Annotated in this window: 15 protein-coding genes; 10 read left to right on the forward strand and 5 right to left on the reverse strand. The window is 72.3% G+C overall.

The window, feature by feature from the left end:
* Positions 1 to 31 precede the first annotated feature (31 nt).
* Positions 32 to 2764 carry a cation-translocating P-type ATPase gene (locus BJ975_RS06635; RefSeq protein ID WP_218845752.1) on the forward strand — a complete coding sequence of 911 codons (2733 nt, stop codon included), beginning with the start codon at positions 32 to 34 and terminating at the stop codon, positions 2762 to 2764.
* A gap of 4 nt (positions 2765 to 2768) precedes the next feature.
* On the opposite strand, the gene BJ975_RS06640 is transcribed toward BJ975_RS06635, so the two are convergent.
* The gene (locus BJ975_RS06640; RefSeq protein ID WP_179424383.1) at positions 2769 to 3284 is read right to left on the reverse strand and encodes a hypothetical protein; all 516 of its coding nucleotides are present in this window, start codon (positions 3282 to 3284) and stop codon (positions 2769 to 2771) included.
* Positions 3281 to 4357, reverse strand: a complete 1077-nt coding sequence (locus BJ975_RS06645) for a carboxylate-amine ligase (RefSeq protein ID WP_179424384.1) — start codon at positions 4355 to 4357, stop codon at positions 3281 to 3283. Before BJ975_RS06645 ends, BJ975_RS06640 begins: the two co-directional genes overlap by 4 nt.
* Before the next feature lie 111 nt (positions 4358 to 4468).
* On the opposite strand from BJ975_RS06645, the gene BJ975_RS06650 reads away from it, so the two are divergent.
* The 7 genes from BJ975_RS06650 to BJ975_RS06680 all read left to right on the forward strand — a co-directional run bounded on the left by BJ975_RS06650 (position 4469) and on the right by BJ975_RS06680 (position 12614).
* Entirely contained in the window at positions 4469 to 5332 is an 864-nt protein-coding gene (locus BJ975_RS06650) for a class II glutamine amidotransferase (RefSeq protein WP_179424385.1), read from the forward strand.
* Between the two features lie 10 nt (positions 5333 to 5342).
* A complete protein-coding gene (locus tag BJ975_RS06655; protein WP_179424386.1) occupies positions 5343 to 6842 on the forward strand; it encodes an MFS transporter in 1500 nt (499 codons plus the stop codon).
* Entirely contained in the window at positions 6839 to 7963 is a 1125-nt protein-coding gene (locus BJ975_RS06660) for an aminopeptidase P family protein (protein WP_179424387.1), read from the forward strand. The genes BJ975_RS06655 and BJ975_RS06660 overlap by 4 nt, the downstream gene beginning before the upstream one ends.
* Positions 7964 to 8083: 120 nt before the next feature.
* Complete coding sequence (locus tag BJ975_RS06665) at positions 8084 to 9550, forward strand: APC family permease (RefSeq protein ID WP_179424388.1); 1467 nt, start codon at positions 8084 to 8086, stop codon at positions 9548 to 9550.
* A complete protein-coding gene (locus BJ975_RS06670; protein WP_179424389.1) occupies positions 9547 to 9996 on the forward strand; it encodes a hypothetical protein in 450 nt (149 codons plus the stop codon). The genes BJ975_RS06665 and BJ975_RS06670 overlap by 4 nt, the downstream gene beginning before the upstream one ends.
* A 3-nt stretch (positions 9997 to 9999) precedes the next feature.
* On the forward strand, positions 10000 to 11334 hold the full coding sequence (locus BJ975_RS06675; RefSeq protein ID WP_179424390.1) for a dipeptidase: 1335 nt from the start codon (positions 10000 to 10002) through the stop codon (positions 11332 to 11334).
* Positions 11331 to 12614 (forward strand): threonine/serine exporter family protein, encoded by a 1284-nt coding sequence (locus BJ975_RS06680; protein ID WP_179424391.1) that lies wholly within the window; start codon positions 11331 to 11333, stop codon positions 12612 to 12614. Before BJ975_RS06675 ends, BJ975_RS06680 begins: the two co-directional genes overlap by 4 nt.
* 6 nt (positions 12615 to 12620) lie before the next feature.
* Here the strand turns inward: BJ975_RS06680 and BJ975_RS06685 are convergent, their stop codons facing one another.
* Positions 12621 to 14132: a SulP family inorganic anion transporter gene (locus BJ975_RS06685; protein ID WP_179424392.1), complete on the reverse strand. Its 1512-nt coding sequence runs from the start codon at positions 14130 to 14132 to the stop codon at positions 12621 to 12623.
* 142 nt (positions 14133 to 14274) lie between these two features.
* Between BJ975_RS06685 and BJ975_RS06690 the strand changes: the two genes are divergently transcribed.
* Positions 14275 to 15816 carry a protein kinase domain-containing protein gene (locus BJ975_RS06690; protein ID WP_179424393.1) on the forward strand — a complete coding sequence of 514 codons (1542 nt, stop codon included), beginning with the start codon at positions 14275 to 14277 and terminating at the stop codon, positions 15814 to 15816.
* A gap of 6 nt (positions 15817 to 15822) precedes the next feature.
* On the opposite strand, the gene BJ975_RS06695 is transcribed toward BJ975_RS06690, so the two are convergent.
* Complete coding sequence (locus BJ975_RS06695; protein WP_179424394.1) at positions 15823 to 16821, reverse strand: endonuclease/exonuclease/phosphatase family protein; 999 nt, start codon at positions 16819 to 16821, stop codon at positions 15823 to 15825.
* A 90-nt stretch (positions 16822 to 16911) separates the two neighbouring features.
* On the opposite strand from BJ975_RS06695, the gene BJ975_RS06700 reads away from it, so the two are divergent.
* The gene (locus BJ975_RS06700; RefSeq protein WP_223303253.1) at positions 16912 to 17670 is read left to right on the forward strand and encodes a ZIP family metal transporter; all 759 of its coding nucleotides are present in this window, start codon (positions 16912 to 16914) and stop codon (positions 17668 to 17670) included.
* Here the strand turns inward: BJ975_RS06700 and BJ975_RS06705 are convergent.
* Positions 17656 to 18051, reverse strand: a complete 396-nt coding sequence (locus BJ975_RS06705) for an NUDIX hydrolase (protein ID WP_179424395.1) — start codon at positions 18049 to 18051, stop codon at positions 17656 to 17658. The genes BJ975_RS06700 and BJ975_RS06705 overlap by 15 nt on opposite strands.
* Positions 18052 to 18065: the final 14 nt, after the last annotated feature.

Here is an 18065-nt window from a genome sequence, read left to right on the forward strand (position 1 = left end):
GTCGCCGCACGCGTGCAGGGATGCTCGCGCCATGACGATGCAGAGCACGCCCACGGACCGGGTGCCCACCGACCTCGACCCCGTGGGGTCCTCGGCAGCGGCCGTCGCGCGGACGCTCGGCGTCGTGCCCGCGACGGGCCTCACCGACGAGGAGGCCGCCCGGCGGCTCGCCTCGGTCGGACCGAACCGCCTCGCCGAGGGAGCCAAGGAGTCGGGTCTGCGCGCGTTCCTGCGCCAGTACCGCGACTTCATGCAGCTGATCCTGCTCGGCGCCGCCGTCATCAATCAGGTCGTGACGGGCGACACCGGGACCACGGTCGTGCTGGCCGGGCTGACGGTGCTCAACGCCGTGATCGGGCTGCGCCAGGAGGCCAAGGCCGAGGAGAGCGTCAAGGCGCTCTCGCAGATGATGAAGACGATCGCGCGCGTCCGGCGCGGCGACCGGGCCGTCGAGGTCGACGCCGAGCAGCTGGTGCCCGGAGACATCGTCCTGGTGGAGGCCGGCGACCGCGTCCCCGCCGACGGCCGCGTGTGGCTCGCGGCGACCCTGGAGATCGAGGAGGCCGCGCTCACCGGAGAGAGCCTCCCCGTGGGCAAGTCCGACCAGCCCGTGCCCGGCGACGACGTGCCGCTCGGCGACCGCACCTGCATGGCCTACATGAACACGTCGGTCACCCGGGGCCGCGGCGAGATCATCGTCACCGCGACCGGCATGGACACCGAGATCGGTCACATCGCCGACCTGCTCGCCGGCACCTCGGTCGGCAAGACGCCGCTGCAGCGCCAGCTGGACTCCCTGTCGAAGATCATCGCCTCCATCGCGGGCGTCGCCCTGGTGCTGGTGCTGCTGCTCGGCCTCGCCCGCGGCCAGTCCTTCGACACCCTCTTCGTCACGGGCGTCGCGCTCGCGGTGGCGGCGATCCCGACGGGCCTGCCCGCCGTCGTGACCGCCCTGCTGTCGATGGGCACGCGCGAGATCGCCAGCCGCCACGCGATCGTGAAACGGCTGCCGGCCGTGGAGACGCTGGGCTCCACCTCGGCGATCTGCTCGGACAAGACGGGCACGCTGACGCTCAACAAGATGACCGCGCGCGAGCTCGTGATCCCGGGCCACCACCGCTTCAGCGTCTCGGGCGAGGGCTACGGGACGGCCGGCGAGATCAGCCGCGTGGGCGGCGGGGCGGTCGACCTCGACCCCTACCTGCTGCCCATGGTGCTGTGCGCCGACGCGGTGCTGGACGGTGAGAGCCTCATCGGCGACCCGACCGAGGGCGCGCTCATCGTGCTGGGCGCCAAGGGGGGCCTCGACATCACCGACACGCGCGCGGCCCACCCCCGCGTCGCCGAGGTCCCGTTCGACTCCGAGTACAAGTTCATGGCGACGTTCCACGACATGACCGCGGACGACGGCACGCCGGTCGTCCGCTGCTACGTCAAGGGCGCGCCCGACGTGCTGATCGCGCGCGCCGCGACGTTCCGGCAGCCCGACGGGACGCTGGTGACCATCAGCGACGAGAACCGCCACCTGGCGCTCGAGGCCAACGACCGGATCGCGGCCGCCGGCGAGCGCGTCATGGTCGTGGCGCAGCGCGACCTCGAACCCTCGGTCGTGCGCGACGGCACCGACCTCATCGGGCAGGTCCAGGAGCTCACGCTGCTCGCGATGGTCGGCATCGTCGACCCGCCGCGCGCCGAGGCGAAGGCCGCCATCGCCGAGTGCCGAGAGGCCGGGATCCGGGTGCGCATGATCACCGGCGACCACGCGTCCACGGCGGCGGCGATCGCGACCGAGCTGGGCATCGAGGGCGAGGCCGTCACGGGCAGCGAGTTCGCCGCGATGTCCGACGAGGAGCTCGACCGGCGGGTCGACGACATCGGCGTCGTCGCCCGGGTGGCGCCCGAGGACAAGGTCCGTCTGGTGCGGACCCTGCAGCGGAACGGTCAGATCGTCGCCATGACGGGCGACGGCGTGAACGACGCCCCCGCGCTGAAGTCGGCCGACATCGGCGTCGCGATGGGCATCACCGGCACGGAGGTCTCGAAGGAGGCCGCCGTCATGATCCTCACCGACGACAACTTCGCGACGATCGTCGAGGCGGTCTCGTACGGCCGCACCCTCTACGACAACCTGCTGAAGTACCTGCGGTTCCAGATGTCGACCCTCGTCGCCTACATCGCGGTGTTCCTCGTGGCCGGGGTGCTGGGCATCGCCGACGGCTCACCGCTGAATCCGCTGCAGATCCTGTGGCTCAACATGGTCGTCGACATCCCGCTCGCGATCGCGCTGGGCTTCGACCAGCCGGCCCGCGGCCTCATGGCGCGCCCGCCGCGGCCGGTCGGCGCCCCGGTGCTGTCGCGCGCCAACTGGATCCGGCTGTGCGTCCAGGGCGCGGTGATGACCGCGGGCTCGCTCGCGGCCTACCAGATCGGCGTCGAGTGGGAGGACGCCGTGCTGGCCTCGACGATGCTGCTGACGACCCTCTCGCTGTTCCACCTGGCGGGGGCACTGCTGAGCCGCGACCAGGAGAACACCATCTTCGACAGTCGGGCACTGCCCGCGGTCGCGCAGCTGCGGCGGTACGGGATCGCGCTGCTGGCCATCGTGCTGGTGACGACGCTGGACTTCCTCCAGCGGATCTTCGGCACGACCGAGATGACCCTCGGCCAGTGGGGCACGTGCCTCGGCCTGGCCGCGACGCTCGTCGTGGTCGAGGAGATCGTCAAGGCCGTGCTGCGCAGCCGCCGCGAGCCCGTGGCTGCCTGACCCCTCAGTGCAGCAGGGTGTTGAGCCCCACCATGAAGAGCCCGAGGAGCGCTGCGAACGCCGTCTCGGCACCGGTCCGCCAGCCGGAGACGCCGGCCTGGTGGGCTGCGAGGTAGCCGGACACCGCCATCAGCACGACGGTGACCCACAGGCCCGCGGCCATCGCCGTCGCGACCTGCGACCCGAAGGCCAGCATGGTCGCGAACACGACGAGGGCCGGCAGACCACCGAGGAACACGGGCCACTCGTGCCGGATGCTGCCGACGAGGCGGGCGGCGAGATGGACCTGGTCACCGTCGATGCCCCGTCCGAGGGCGTGGGTGTAGGCGTGCGAGAGCCAGTAGATCGTCAGCACGCCCGCCGCGCCGATCACGCTGACCTCGGCCCGGGTCTTCTCGCTCATCAGGGCGAGGGTGGCGCCCATGACGAGCGCGCCGTGGATCATGCCGGCCGGGTGCAGCCCGGCGAAGCGCCGGGCGACGCGCATCCGGAAGCCGTGAGGCGGTCGGTCGGTGGTCATGGCGCCTCCTCCCCCGCCGTGGCCGACGCGAGGACGTCGACGAACACGCGGGGCTCGCGGTGGGTGGTCAGGAGCCGGCGCTGACGGTCGGCGCCCGTGCCCTCACGGTGGACGCGCTCGAGGCCGCACAGCAGGACGTCGGCTTCGTAGCAGTCGGCGGTGCCGGGCAGGATCGTGCGCAGCAGCCGGGCCGCCACGACCGCCCGGGTGACCTCGTCCGGACCGCTCGACGGTGGCCTCCCGTCCACGGCGACCGCCAGCAGGGCGGTGCGCAGCGCCGTGCCCGAGACCTTCACGGCAGGACGCCCCTGCTCCACGTCGGCCATCAGCACCGTCACCAGGGCGCGGCAGATCCCGGCGAGCAGGACCGCGTCGGCGGTCTCCAGGCACGTGTCGGCGATGCGGATCTCGATCGTCGGATAGCGCGGGGAGAGCCGCGCCAGGAAGTAGACGCTGCGCGCGTCGAGGGCGGCGCCGCGGTCGACCAGCTCCTGCACCGCGGCGTCGTAGGCCGCCGCGTCGGCCCACGGCTCGGGCGGCGCGAAGGTCGGCCAGAGCAGCTGGCGCGCGTACCGCGTGCTCTGCCAGCCGGAGTCCCGACCCGACGTCACCGGCGAGTTGGTGCCGAGCGCGAACAGCGTCGGCAGCCAGGTGCGCAGGCGCGCCAGCACCTGGACCGCGAGGTCGCGGTCGGGCAGCCCCACGTGCACCTGGCACGCGCACGTGCCGGCCGCGGCGGTGGCCTCGGGAAACCGCTCGGCCAGCCCGCGGTAGCGCGGCGCGTCGGTGACGAGCTCGGCTCCCGGGTCGTCCATCGGCGGCGAGCCCGCGGCGACGAGCCGCACCCCGAGGTCGCGGCACGCGCCCGCCACCCGTGAGCGGAGGTCGCGCAGCTCGCGATCGAGATCGGCCAGGTCGGTCCACACGCCGGAGTTCGTCTCCACCTGGAACGACATGAGCTCGGGCTTCACCCGGGGGTCGCCGATCGCGCGGATGACGTCGTCGGCGACGGGCCGGACCGCTCCCTCGGGGTCGAGGAGCAGGAACTCCTCCTCCACGCCCACGGTCAGCATGGACCCATCGTGCGGACCGCGCGGCGGACGGACCTCATCCCCGTGGGATGAGGCATCCCGGCGCGCGACTGGGTCACGCTCCGAGGAGACCGAGCGTTGGAGGAGGCCGCGATGTGTCGATGGCTGGCGTACTCGGGCAGTCCGATCCTGCTCGAGGAGCTGCTCTACAAGCCCGTCCACTCCCTGATCGACCAGAGCCAGCACTCGCGCATGGGGGTCGAGACGACGAACGGCGACGGCTTCGGCGTCGGCTGGTACGGCCTCGACGAGGCGCCGTCACTGCCCGGCACGCGCCGCAGCGACGAGCCCGTGCTGTTCCGGGGCGTCGGGCCGGCCTGGGGCGACCAGAACCTGCGCGAGCTGGCGCGGTCGACCTCGTCGGGCCTGTTCCTGGCGCACATCCGGGCCAGCACGGGCACGCCCGTGCAGCAGTCGAACTGTCACCCCTTCCGGCACGGGCGCTGGCTGTGGGTGCACAACGGCGCGATCCGCGACTTCTCGGTGCTCAAGCGCGATCTGGTCATGGCGGTCGATCCCGAGCTCTACCCCTTCATGGCGGGCTCCACGGACTCCGAGGTGATGTTCTTCCTCGCGCTGACGTTCGGGCTGCACGAGGACACGATCGGCGCCGTCGAGCGCATGGCGGGCTTCGTCGAGGCGGTGGGTCGCGCGCACGGGGTGGACGAGCCGCTCCAGATGACCGTGGCGACGACCGACGGCGAGCGGCTGTGGGGCTTCCGGTACTCCAGCATCGGTCAGAGCCGCACGCTGTACGTCAGCACGGCCCTGTCCACCCTGCGCCAGATGTACCCGGACAACCCCGTGTTCTCGGAGCTCGACGACGAGACGCGGATCGTGGTCTCCGAGCCCCTCGGCGACCTGAAGGGCGCGTGGAACCCCGTGCCCGAGTCCAGCTTCGGCATCGTCGAGGCGGGGGACGACACCCTGGGGCGGTTCCAGCCCCGTGAGCCGTGAGGACGATCGGATGAGCCGCACCGCACCGTCGACCAGTCGTGCCGGCGGCGTGCTCGCCGCCACGTGCATCTCCACCCTCGTGGTGAACGCCAACACCTCGGCGGTGAGCATCCTGCTGCCGGCGATCTCGGAGGACACCGGGACGTCGGTCACGACGCTGCAGTGGGCCGTCACCGGGTACTCGCTCGTGGGCGCCGCGGTCATCGTGACCTCGGGCTCGCTGGGCGACGTCTTCGGTCGCAAGCGCGTCTTCCAGCTGGGCCTGCTGCTGTTCGTCGTCTCGTGCGTGCTCATCGCGCTGGCGGAGTCCGGTGGGATGGTCATCGCGGGGCGCGTGATCCAGGGCGCCGCCGGGGCCACGATCCTGGCGTGCGGCCTGAGTCTGCTCTCGGTGGCGAACGAGGACGAGGCACAGCTCAGGGCGGTCTCCCTGTGGGGCGCCGCGGCGGCGGTCGGAGCAGCGGCGGGACCGCTGCTCGGTGGCGTCCTGGTGGACATCACCGGGTGGCAGGGGCTGTTCTGGATCGACGCCGCGGTGGCCGTGCTGTGCATGCTGCTGACCTTCGTCACGGTCGCCGAGTCGCGCGACCCCGACCGGCCGCGGTCGATCGACTACGCCGGCACCGTGCTGATCGCCGCGACGCTGACGCCGCTGATCCTCGCGGTGACCGAGAGCAGCGACTGGGGCTGGCTCTCCCCCGCCACGCTCGGCTGCTTCGCGATCTCGATCGCCGCCGGCTGGGCGTTCATCGTCGTGGAGAAGCGGGTGGCCGTGCCGCTGCTGGACCTCGCGCTGCTGCGGAACCGCGTGCTCGTCGGCTCGACGATCGCGATTCTCATCGGTGCCGGCACGATCAACGGCCTGATGTACCTGCTGAGCCTCTACTTCCAGGACCCGTCGACGCTCGACTTCAGCCCGCTCCAGGCCGGCCTGGCGACCCTGCCGGCGACGGTGGGCCTGGTCGTCGTCGCCCCGCTGGTGCCGAAGCTGGCCGCGAAGTTCGGCGGCCGGCAGACGATCGGGGTCGGGTTCGTGCTCACGACGGTGGGCTTCGTCATCGTGGGCTTCGTCCAGTCGGACTGGCGGTACGTGGCGTTCCTGCTGCCGCTCGTCGCGATCGCGGTGGGCATGGGCCTGTCGAACGGCCCGGCCTCGTCGGCGGCGACCGCCTCGGTGCCCCAGAGCCAGGTGGGCGGGGCGTCGGGTGTCTCGAACATGGCCCGCTACGTGGGCGCGGCCGTCGCCACCGCCCTGGCCGCGACGGTGTACGGCACGGTGATCGGCAACCGCACCGACGACGGCGCCGGGCAGGCGGAGGCGCTGGCCGACGGCCTGGCCGCCGCGTCGTGGCTGATGGCCGTCCTCAGCTTCCTCGGCGTGCTGATGGCACTCGTCATCGCCAAGCACCGGGCGGCCCGCGGCACCGTGGACGACGCGGTCGCCTCGGCCGCCGCGATCACCCACACGCTGCCGACCACGGCCTCGGGCGCGGCGGAGGCGACCCGATGAGCACGACACCGACCCCGTTCACGGCCGACGACCTCGCCGCGCGGATGCGCCACGCGGTCGAGTCGGCGCAGGCCGCCGGCCTCGACGGTCTGCTGGTGATGCCGGGCCCCGAGCTCGTCTGGCTGACCGGGTACCGGCCCACGGCGATCACGGAGCGGCTCACCACCCTCGTGCTGACGGCCGACCGCGAGCCCACCCTCGTGGTGCCGACCCTCGAGCGCCCCGACGCCGAGGGCTGCGCCGCCGCCTCCGCCCTGGAGCTCGTCGACTGGACCGACGGGCAGGACCCGTTCTCCGTCGCGGCCGGCCTCCTCGGCGGCACCCGGACGCTGGCGATCTCCGACTCCGCCTGGGCGATGCACCTGCTGGGCCTGCAGGACGCTGCTCCCGGCGTGGCCTACCGCTCCTTCACCCAGGCGCTGCCGATGCTGCGCGCGGTGAAGGACGAGGCCGAGGTGGCCCGGCTCGCCGCGGCGGGCGCCGCCGCCGACGCGACCTACGGCGAGATCCTGAAGGTGCGCTTCGCGGGACGTCGCGAGACCGAGGTCGCTGCCGACCTCGCCCGGCTGCTGCGCGACTTCGGGCACGAGCAGGTCGACTTCACGGTCGTCGGCTCGGGTCCCAACGGCGCCAACCCCCACCACGAGGCGGGCGACCGAACCATCGAGAAGGGCGACGCGATCGTCCTCGACTTCGGTGGCCTCATGCACGGGTACGGGTCGGACACCAGCCGCACCGTGTCGGTCGGCGAGCCGTCGGCCCTCGTGCGCGAGGTGCACGAAGTCGTCCGCCAGGCCCAGCAGGCCGGCGTCGAGGCGGTGGCCCCGGGCGTGCCGTGCCAGGAGATCGACCGCGCCGCCCGGAAGGTGATCACCGACGCCGGGTACGGCGAGCGGTTCATCCACCGCACCGGGCACGGCATCGGCACGACCACCCACGAGCCGCCGTACATGATCGAGGGCGAGACGCAGCCGCTCGTCGAGGGCATGTGCTTCTCGGTCGAGCCCGGGATCTACCTGCCCGGGCGGTTCGGCGTGCGGATCGAGGACATCGTGACGGTCACCGCCACCGGCGGGCGGCGCCTCAACGCCACTGACCGCGGCCTCGCCGTCGTCCACTGATCACCCGCCAGGGGTGAGGCCGCCTCGCCCGCCGGGGCGTGAGACTCGGACCACCAGCCCGCTGACGGCTGCACGGACGGAGGAGCACATGTTCACCCTCGCAGTGCCTCGAGGCACCTCATGACCACCGCGGACCTCTCCGCGGAGGGCGGCGGCTCCCGCGTGCGCGCGGCCACGAGTCGCGCGAGCACGCACCAGTGGATCTCCTGGATCGCGCTGGCGATGATGACCACCAGCTCGGTGGCCAGCCTGCGCGCGGCCCCGACCATGGCGGTCTACGGTCTCGCCTGCGTCTTCCTGTACCTGCTCCCGGCGATCGTCTTCCTCCTGCCGACCTCGCTGGTCTCGGCCGAGCTGGCGTCCGGCTGGGAGGGCGGCATCTACAAGTGGGTGTCGGAGGGCCTGTCCAAGCCGATGGGCTTCCTCGCCGTCTGGTGCCAGTTCGCGATGACGATCTTCTACTACCCGAGCCTGCTGGGGTTCGTGGCCAGCACGCTGGCCTACGTCTTCAACCCCGCCCTGGCCAGCAGCGGCGTCTGGACCGCCGCGGTCATCATCGTCGTGTACTGGTCGGGCGTCTGGGTCTCGGCGCGCGGCACGAAGGGCGTCGCGGGCCTGGCCAGCGGCGGCCTCATCATCGGCACGCTCGTGCCCGGCGTCGTGCTGGTGCTGCTGGGGGTGGTGTTCCTCGGCCAGGGCAACGAGTCGGCCGCGCCGATGACGTCGGACCACCTGCTGCCCGCGTGGGCCGGACTGTCCAGCCTCGTGCTGATCGTCAACAACTTCCTGTCGTACTCCGGGATGGAGATGAACGCGGTGCACGTCGGATCGCTGAAGAACCCCGCCAAGGAGTTCCCGAAGGCCATGTTCCTGGCGATGGGCCTCGTGCTGACGATCTTCATCCTGCCGGCGCTCGCGATCGCGTGGATCGTGCCCGCCGAGGAGCTCTCGCTCACCGCCGGCGTCATGCAGGCGTTCGACGCGGTCTTCGCGAACTTCGGCTGGCAGTGGCTCACCCCGATCGTCGGCATCATGCTGGTCACCGCCTCGCTCGGCGGCATGCTGACGTGGCTGGCCGGACCGTCGAAGGGCCTGTTGCTGATCTCGCGGCAGGAGGGCTACCTCCCGCCGTTCCTGCAGAAGCTCAACAAGAACGGCGTGCAGCAGAACATCCTCGTGGTCCAGGGCCTCGTCACCACGGTGATCGGCCTGGCGTACGCGCTGATCCCCGACGTCTCCAGCGCGTACTGGATCTTCTCGGTGATCACGACGCAGGTGTACCTGATCATGTATCTGCTGATGTTCGTCGCCGCGGTGCAGCTGCGTCGCAAGGAGCCCGACCACCCGCGCGGCTACCGCGCCCCGATGCTGGTGGGACTGTGCGGCGTGGGCTTCGCGGCCTCGCTGGCGGCCCTGCTGGTCGGCTTCATCCCGCCGTCGCAGTTCGCCTCGGGCAGCTCCGGCGTCTACTTCCTCATCGTGGGCGGCGGCGCGCTCGGCCTGGGCCTGCTGGTGCCGTTCCTGTTCTACCGCTTCCGCAAGCCGTCGTGGAAGCAGCCCCAGCCTGAAGAGGTGGTCGAATCATGAGCACACACCGGGAGTCGCAGACGAAGCGCGAGCGGTCGTGGATCTACATCACGGCCTGCGTCCTGCTCGGCATCGCGGCGGTGGTCGCCGTGCTGACCTTCAGCGAGGCGCGCGAGTCGAACCGCGCGCAGGAGAAGGCCGACCAGCTGATCGAGGCGTTCGTCGACGCGGGCGCAGCCCGTACGCCCGACCGGGACATGATCGTCCGGGTCTTCGGCGACGACGGCGGCGCGACGTGCGAGAACCCGAACGACGCCCTCCGCCGGGCGACGCTCGCCTCGCTGCTGACGAACGGGGCCACGGGCCCGGGCGCCCGGCCGGTGATCGCCGACAGCCGGGCCGTCCAGGGCCAGCTGCTCGTCATGGAGGTCTACTGCCCCGACGAGCTCGAGGACTTCCGCTCGTACGTGGAGGACCTCAAGACCGACGACCACATCGGAGACTGATCCATGGACCTGCGCCAGCGCATCGATGCCCTCATGCCCTCGGTGCGCGACGAGCTGACCGAGCTCGTCGCGCTCCGTTCGGTGGCCGACCCCCGCCAGTTCCCGCCCGAGGAGTGTGAGCGCACGGCGGAGTGGGTGCGCGCACGGTTCGAGGCACTCGGCTTCGCCGACGCCCGGCTCGAGGAGACGGCCGACGGCAGCCACGCGGTGGTCGGCACCCGACCGTCCGCGCGGGAGGACGCCCCGACGGTCCTGCTGTACGCCCACTACGACGTGCAGCCGCCCGGGAACGAGGCCGACTGGCGCACTCCCCCGTTCGAGCTGACCGAGTCCGGCGGGCGCTGGTACGGCCGGGGCACCGCCGACTGCAAGGGCAACATCGTCATGCACCTCGCGGCTCTGCGGGCGATCGGCGACGACCTGGGGGTCGACCTCCGGCTCGTGGTCGAGGGCTCGGAGGAGCAGGGCACCGGCGGTCTCGAGGGGTTCGTCGAGGCGAACCCCGACCTGTTCCGCGCGGACGCGATCCTCGTGTGCGACACGGGCAACGCGGCGGTGGGCCGTCCGGCGGCGACCGTGAGCCTGCGCGGCATGGTCAACGTCGTGGTCACCCTCGAGTCGGCGACGTCGGAGGTCCACTCCGGGATGTTCGGCGGCGCCGCGCCCGACGCCCTCGCGGCGCTCGTGGCCACGCTCGCGAGCTTGCGCGACGAGGAGGGCAACACCACCGTCGACGGTCTCGACGGCGGGCAGGAGTGGACGGGTGCGCCCTATCCGCCCGAGCAGTTCCGCTCGGACGCGGGCGTGCTGGACGGGGTGTCGCTGCTGGGCGACGGCACGGTCTCGGACATGCTCTGGGCGCGGCCCGCGGTGACGATCCTGGGCATCGACTGCCCGCCGGTGATCGGCTCGGCCGCGGCGATCGTGCCGAAGGCGGCCGCTCGCCTCAACCTGCGCATCCCGCCCGGCGTCGACCCCGCCGAGGCCGAGGCCGGACTCGTCGCGCACCTGAAGGCCGCCGTCCCGTGGGGCGTGCACTGCACCGTCGAGACCGAGGCGACGGGCTCGCCCTTCCGGGCCGCCACCGACGGGCCGGCGTATCGGGCCATGGCGTCGGCCATGCACGAGGCGTACGGGGTCGAGATGACGCACTTGGGCCAGGGTGGCTCGATCCCGCTGTGCAACGTGTTCGACGAGCTCTACCCCGAGGCGGAGATCTTCCTCATGGGCGTCGAGGAGCCGCAGGCCCTGATCCACGCCCCCAACGAGAGCGTCGACCCGCGGGAGATCGCGTCCATGGCATTGGCGGAGGCGCTGTTCCTCGAACGCTTCGCATGAGCGAGCGCCGCGAGGCTTACGAGGCGCTCGACCTGGCCCTGCGGATCGGCGAGGTGCTGCTGTCCTCCGGAGCCGGCGCCGCGGACGTGTCGGCCACGATGCTCGAGGTCACGCGGGCCTGCGGCGTGCGCAACGTCTCGGCCGACGTGACCTTCGTCGACCTCACGCTGCGGCACCAGCCGAGTCGGGACGAGCCCGCCGCGATCCAGGTGCGCCGGGTCAACCGACGGCCGGTCGACTACGCGAATCTCGTGGAGGTCGACCAGGCGGTGACCGAGCTCGTGGCCGGCCGCATCACCCGCGACGAGGCCCGCGACCGCGTCGCCCGGATCGTGTCGACCGGCCACAGCCGGCCGCGCTGGGCCGTGACGCTCGGTTGGGGCGTCATGGGCGCGGGGATCGCGCTCACCCTGGGTGGCGGGCCGGTCATCTGCGTGCTGGCGTTCATCGCCGCGTGCGGCATCGACGCCACGCAGCGTCTGCTCCCGCCGCACCGCATCCCGACGTTCTACCAGCAGGCGGCGGGCGGGTTCGTCGCGACGATGATCGCGGTGCTCGCGTCGGCCACCTCGATCGAGGCGGATCCGTCCCGCGTCGTCACGTCGGGCATCGTCATGCTGCTGGCGGGCGTGGGCATCCTGGGCGCCACGCAGGACGCGCTGACCGGCTTCCCCGTCACGGCGTCGGCCCGCGTCATCGACGCGTTCCTGAACACGATGGGGATCATCGCGGGCGTGGGCGCGGGGCTCACGGTGGGCGACCTGCTCGGGGTGGGGCTCGTCGACCTCGAGGTCGGCGCCGCCGGCATCGCCGAGGCCGGGGTGATCGTCGTCGGAGCGGCCCTCGCGGCATCGGGCTTCGCGTTCGCCTCCTACGCCCCGTGGCGCGCCCTCGTGGCGGTGGCGCTGGTGGGCGGGCTCGGCCAGGCGGTGCTGCTGTCGGTCAACAGCACCGCCGTCGGGCGCACGTGGGGGTCGGCGGTGGCCGCGGTCGTGATCGGCGCGGTGTGCCACCTCGCCGCCGGCCGGTTCCGGGTGCCGCCGCTGGTCGTCGTGGTGCCCGCGATCGTGCCCCTGCTCCCCGGCCTCGAGGTCTACCGGGGGCTCGCGCTGCTCGCGCAGGGCCACGACGGCGTGCTCGAGCTCGCCTCCGCCCTGGCGACCGCCCTCGCCCTGGCCGCCGGCGTCATCCTCGGCCAGTACGTGGCCCGCCCGATCAAGCGGGAGGCCGATCGGCTGGAGCGCCGCCTGTCGGGTCCACGGATGGTCGGCCGGGGCTAGCGCCGCTCAGTCCCCCGCGTCGAGGTGGCCGGCCAGTCGGCGGTGCCGCTCGAGGCTGGCCTCGTTCAGGCCCTCGATGCGCACGGTCTTGCCCTTCGCCGCGTACTTGGTCTCGATCGCGTCGAGCGCGGCCACGCTCGACGCGTCCCAGACGTGCGACTCGGACAGGTCGATGACGATGTTCGGCGGGTCGCCCGCGTAGTCGAACTGGTAGACGAGGTCGTTGCTGGACGCGAAGAACAGCTCACCCCTGACCTTGTAGACCCGGGTGTCCGGGTCGGGGTGCGCGACGTCGACCACCTCGGTGAAGTGGGCGACCCGGCGCACGAACATCACCGACGCGACCAGGACACCGGCGATGACGCCGATCGCGAGGTTGCCCGTGGCCACGACGACGGCGACGGTCACGACCATCACGAAGGTCTCGCTGGGCGGGAGCCGGCGCAGGGTGGCCGGCGCGATGCTGTGCCAGTCGAACGCCGCCACCGAGACCATGATCATCACCGCGACGAGCGCGGCCATGGGGATCGTCGCGACGACGTCGCCGAGACCGACCACCAGCACGAGCAGGAAGACACCGGCGAGGAACGTGGACAGCCGCGTGCGAGCGCCCGAGACCTTCACGTTGACCATCGTCTGGCCGACCACGGCGCAGCCGCCCATGCCGCCGAACAGGCCGGTGACGACGTTGGCGACGCCCTGCGCCCACGACTCGCGCGTCTTGTTCGAGTGGGTGTCGGTGATGTCGTCCACGAGCTTGGCCGTCAGCAGGGACTCCATCAGGCCGACGAGCGCCATCGCCAGCGCGTACGGGCCGATGATCCGCAGCGTCTCGAGGCTCAGCGGGACGTCGGGCGTGAACAGTGACGGCAGGCTGCTGGGCAGCTCGCCCTCGTCCCCCACGGTCGGCACGCCGAGCGACATCGTCACGGCGACCGCGGTCAGGACGGTGATCGCGACGAGCGGCGACGGGATCGCCCGGGTGAGTCGCGGCAGCAGCACGATGATGGCCACGCCGGCGGCCACCATCGGGTAGACGAGCCCCGGCACGCCGATCAGGTGCGGCACCTGCGCCATCAGCACGAGGATCGCCAGCGAGTTGACGAAGCCGACCATCACCGACCGCGGGATGAAGCGCATGAGCCGGGCGACGCCGGCGAACGCCAGCGCGACCTGGATGAGGCCGCCCAGGATCACGGTGGCGATGAGGTGGTCGTAGCCGTGCTCACGCATGACCGGCGCGACGACCAGCGCGACGGCGCCCGTGGCCGCGGAGATCATCGCGGGACGGCCGCCGAGGATCGCCGTCGTGACGGCCATCGTGAACGAGGCGAACAGGCCGACCTCGGGGTCGACGCCCGCGATGATCGAGAAGGCGATCGCCTCGGGGATCAGCGCCAGCGCGACCACCAGCCCGGCCAGCACCTCGGTGCGCAGCAGGCGCGGCGAGGCGAGCGCGGCGCGGACCGTGGGGACGCGTCCGGGCTCGGGCACGCGCGAGGGCGCGGAGGAGGTCATGGGGGTTCCGTTCCGTGCATCCGGGGACGGGGTGCGGACGCCCGGAAATCCTAGTCCCGACAGCGTGAGCGAGAGTCCTCGCGAGCCCGTGCGCTTCATCACTCGGGCCGCGAAGTCGGCGAATCCGACCTACCGTGGACTGGTGACCCAGACCCTGATGCAGCGCTATGCCCTCGACGAGGTCGTCGGCACCGGCGGCATGGGCTCGGTCTACCGAGCCACCGACACGCGCCTCGGCCGCACCGTGGCCATCAAGGTGCTCAGGCCCGGCACGGACGACGACGAGGTCAACCGCGCGCGGATGCGCAGCGAGGCCCACCTGGCCGCCTCGATCCACCACCCGGGCGTCGCGCAGGTCTTCGACTTCGCGGAGGACGACTCCCCCGAGGACGGTGCGACCTTCATCGTCATGCAGTACGTCGAGGGGCACTCGCTGGGCCAGCTGCTCAAGGAGCGCGGGCCGATGGCGCCCGACCAGGTGATGTCGGTCGTGCAACAGGTCGCCGAGGGCCTCCAGGCCGCCCACGACGCCGGCATCGTCCACCGCGACCTCAAGCCCGCGAACATCATGCTGACCCCCGAGGGCCGCACGGTTCTCGTCGACTTCGGCATCGCCCGCACCGACACCAGCGAGCCGCTCACCGACACCGGGTCCCTCGTCGGCACGACCGACTACATGAGTCCCGAGCAGGTGCGCGGCCGCCTCGCCACCCCGCAGTCCGACCTGTACGCGCTCGGCGTCGTGGCGTTCCACTGCCTCACCGGCACCTCACCGTTCCGCCGCGAGACGCACATCGGCACGGCGATGGCCCAGCTGCACGACGAGCTGCCGGATCTCGGGCCCAGCGTGCCCGAGGACGTGGCCGGTCTCGTCCGATCGCTCACGGCTAAGGACCCGGCCGACCGCCCGTCCACCGCGGCCGAGGTCGCGTCTGCTGCGGCCCGCATCGGCGCGGCGGGATCGATCGACCTGCCCGAGCGCTTCGAGGAGCCCCACCCGAGCCGCGACGTCGCCACGGACCCCATCCCGCTGCCGACCTCGGCCGTCCGTGCCGTCGCCCCTCACCGGAGCCGCCGCCCGCGGGTCGCCTACGCGTCGGTCGGCGTCATCGTGCTCGTGGCCGCACTGCTCGGAGGACGCCAGCTGATGTTCGGCGGGCCGCCGCTCGTGCCCGACGTCGTGGGGATGCAGGCCGGCGACGCGACGAGCCGGATCGACGAGGCGGGACTCACCGCCCGCACGAAGGTCGTCGACGTCGCGAACACGCCCGAGGGCGAGGTCGTGGACCAGTCCCCCGCCCCCGGCGCGGAGGGCTCCGAGAGCAGCCCGGTCACGCTGTCGGTCGCGTCCGGCAAGGTGCGGATCACCGCCAAGAGCCTCATCGGCAAGCCGTTCGCCGACGTCGCGGCGGCGCTCGAGCGGCGCGGCTTCGCCGTCAAGCGCGAGGACGTCACGCGGGCCGGGGACACCGGCGAGGTCGTCGCACTCGACAAGACCGGCCGGCTGCCCGACGGCGCCACGATCCTGGTCTCCGTGGCGGTCGCGCCGGTCGTCACGAACGCCGCGACGGCGCCGAAGGCCACGAGCGGCGGCAGCGGCGCCGCGAAGTCCAGCGGCAACCAGGGCAAGGGCAAGAACAACGGCAAGGCCAAGGGGAAGTCGAAGGGCAAGGGCAAGGGCTGAGCCCCGTCAGTCCTCCTCTGTCACCCGCAGCGCGATCGGGAAGTGGTCCGAGAACCCCTGCTTGTCGACCGGGTGGCCCATCCCGCCGAACGGGACAGGCCGGGGGTACTGTCCCTCGTCCGCCGTGCCGGGGAAGCGCAGGATCCGCACCGACTCCTCCTCGACGCGCAGCGGTCCGTCGGCCGCCATCGCCCGGTTCACCAGCACCTGGTCGAGCAGGTTCGGCTGGTTCTGCCAGTAGAAGCTGCCGTCCGGCTGGCCGCCGCGGCCGCCGAGCAGCGGCCAGGCGAGGTTCCACAGCAGCGGGACGTCGGCGTTGAGCACGCGGTTGCGCTGGCGGGTGCTGAGCGCGTGCGTGACGAGCGAGACGTCGAACGGCTCGTCGTTGAAGTCGCCCAGCGCCAGCACGGGCGTCTCCGGTCCGTGCACCTCCAGCACCCGCTCGTGGAAGTAGGCGAGGGTCTCACCCGCGATGTCGCGGTAGCCGGCCGACTCGTACTGGCCCCCGCTACGCGACGGCCAGTGGTTGCCGAAGACGGCCCAGGTGCGAGCGCCGTGGCGGGTGCGGAAGTTGACCTGCACGATCTCGCGCGTGGCGTTGCGGCGCATGACGACGTGGAAGAACGTCTCGTCGGCGGGCACCTCGAACAGCCCCGTGTCGTAGAGGAACGCCACGTCGATGCCGCGCGCGTCGTCGGTGTCGGCGTGGGCGATGCCGTAGTGCCGCCCCGGAAGACGCTTCTCGACGTTGGCCACCAGCAGGTTGAGGACGAAGCGATTCTCCACTTCGCACACGCCCAGCAGATCGGGTCCGGCACCGTCGTTCATCTGGGCGATCACCGACGCGAGCTGGTCGATCTTGCGGTTGCGGAGCGTGCGCGTCCAGCCCCTGAGGTCGTTCCCGAGGGCCCGCCGGACCTTCTCGGTGCGCCGGGTCGCGGGAGCCTTCTCCTCGTCGAAGAGGTTCTCCACGTTCCACCACGCGACGTAGTAGTCGACGGACATGCGTCCACCTCCTCGGCGTCCCTCTCATGATGCACCCGCATCGGCCCGTCGTGACCTGCGTCGGTGCCTCCGGACTGACACGATCAGGGGATGGACATGCCGATCGGGGTGGAGGCGGGCCTGTGGGGCCTGGTGGCGGGCGGTGCGCTGGTGATCGGTGCGGCGGTCGCGTGGCTCGTGCCCGTGCCGCGCCGTGTGGTCGCATCGGTGATGGCGTTCGGCGCCGGCGTCCTCATCTCGGCCCTGTCCTTCGACCTGGTCGACGAGGCCGAGCAGCTGGGCGGGCTCCGGCCCACCGTGCTCGGCTTCCTCGCAGGCGCACTCGCCTACGTCGCGGCCAACCTCGTGCTGGCCCGGTACGGCGCCCGCCACCGGAAGCGGTCGGGCGCGGAGCAGTCGTCCGAGGAGGAGCAGTCGGGCAGCGGCACGGCGATCGCCATCGGCGCGCTGCTCGACGGCATCCCGGAGTCGGTCGTCCTCGGGCTGTCCCTCGTGGGCGGGGGCGGCGTCGGGGTTCCCGTGCTGGCGGCGATCTTCGTCTCGAACCTGCCCGAGGGGCTGTCGAGCGCCGCCGGCATGAAGCGCAAGGGCCGCTCGGCCCGCTACGTCTTCGGGGTGTGGGGCGGCATCGCGGTGGCGAGCGGGCTGGCGGCCATGGCCGGGTGCCTGCTGCTGGAGGGCGCCTCCCCCACCACGATCGCCGCCATCACGGCCGTGGCGGCGGGCGCGATCCTGGCGATGGTGGCGGACACGATGATCCCCGAGGCGTTCGAGCGCACGCACCTGTACGCGGGGCTCCTGGCGACGATCGGGTTCCTGTGCGCGTTCACGATCTCACGCGCGGGCTGAGCGCAGCAGGTCCAGCAGGTCGTCGACCATCGGCAGTGCCGTCATCTCGTCGAGGCTGAACCAGCCCGCGTCATCGGCGTCGTCACCCGCCACGAGCCGACCCGACACGACCGTCGCCGCGAAGTCGTGGATCTCGTAGTCGCGGCCGTCGCCGATCGGCACGTGCGCGGTCCAGAGCTCGGGCCCGACCTCGACGACGTAGCCGGTCTCCTCCAGCACCTCGCGGGCGCACGCCTCCTCGAGCGTCTCCCCCGGCTCGACCCGGCCGCCCGGGACGGACCACTGCCCGCGCCCCGGGTCGTGCGCACGGCGCACCAGCAGGACGCGACCCTCGTCGTCGAGCACGACGGCGCTCGCGGCGAGGACGGGAGCTTCGACCATGCCCCCATCATCCC

Origin of the sequence: Aeromicrobium tamlense (genome assembly GCF_013408555.1) — a bacterium.
Lineage (GTDB): Bacteria > Actinomycetota > Actinomycetes > Propionibacteriales > Nocardioidaceae > Aeromicrobium > Aeromicrobium tamlense.

What these genes read in the sequence shown, in the direction of transcription:
- BJ975_RS06700 (WP_223303253.1), top strand. Translation starts at nt 16,912, where the DNA reads ATGGACATGCCGATCGGGGTGGAGGCGGGCCTGTGGGGCCTGGTGGCG.
- BJ975_RS06655 (WP_179424386.1), top strand. Translation starts at nt 5,343, where the DNA reads ATGAGCCGCACCGCACCGTCGACCAGTCGTGCCGGCGGCGTGCTCGCC.
- BJ975_RS06670 (WP_179424389.1), top strand. Translation starts at nt 9,547, where the DNA reads ATGAGCACACACCGGGAGTCGCAGACGAAGCGCGAGCGGTCGTGGATC.
- BJ975_RS06640 (WP_179424383.1), bottom strand. Translation starts at nt 3,284, where the DNA reads ATGACCACCGACCGACCGCCTCACGGCTTCCGGATGCGCGTCGCCCGG.
- BJ975_RS06635 (WP_218845752.1), top strand. Translation starts at nt 32, where the DNA reads ATGACGATGCAGAGCACGCCCACGGACCGGGTGCCCACCGACCTCGAC.
- BJ975_RS06680 (WP_179424391.1), top strand. Translation starts at nt 11,331, where the DNA reads ATGAGCGAGCGCCGCGAGGCTTACGAGGCGCTCGACCTGGCCCTGCGG.
- BJ975_RS06645 (WP_179424384.1), bottom strand. Translation starts at nt 4,357, where the DNA reads ATGCTGACCGTGGGCGTGGAGGAGGAGTTCCTGCTCCTCGACCCCGAG.
- BJ975_RS06675 (WP_179424390.1), top strand. Translation starts at nt 10,000, where the DNA reads ATGGACCTGCGCCAGCGCATCGATGCCCTCATGCCCTCGGTGCGCGAC.
- BJ975_RS06685 (WP_179424392.1), bottom strand. Translation starts at nt 14,132, where the DNA reads ATGACCTCCTCCGCGCCCTCGCGCGTGCCCGAGCCCGGACGCGTCCCC.
- BJ975_RS06650 (WP_179424385.1), top strand. Translation starts at nt 4,469, where the DNA reads ATGTGTCGATGGCTGGCGTACTCGGGCAGTCCGATCCTGCTCGAGGAG.
- BJ975_RS06705 (WP_179424395.1), bottom strand. Translation starts at nt 18,051, where the DNA reads ATGGTCGAAGCTCCCGTCCTCGCCGCGAGCGCCGTCGTGCTCGACGAC.
- BJ975_RS06695 (WP_179424394.1), bottom strand. Translation starts at nt 16,821, where the DNA reads ATGTCCGTCGACTACTACGTCGCGTGGTGGAACGTGGAGAACCTCTTC.
- BJ975_RS06660 (WP_179424387.1), top strand. Translation starts at nt 6,839, where the DNA reads ATGAGCACGACACCGACCCCGTTCACGGCCGACGACCTCGCCGCGCGG.
- BJ975_RS06665 (WP_179424388.1), top strand. Translation starts at nt 8,084, where the DNA reads ATGACCACCGCGGACCTCTCCGCGGAGGGCGGCGGCTCCCGCGTGCGC.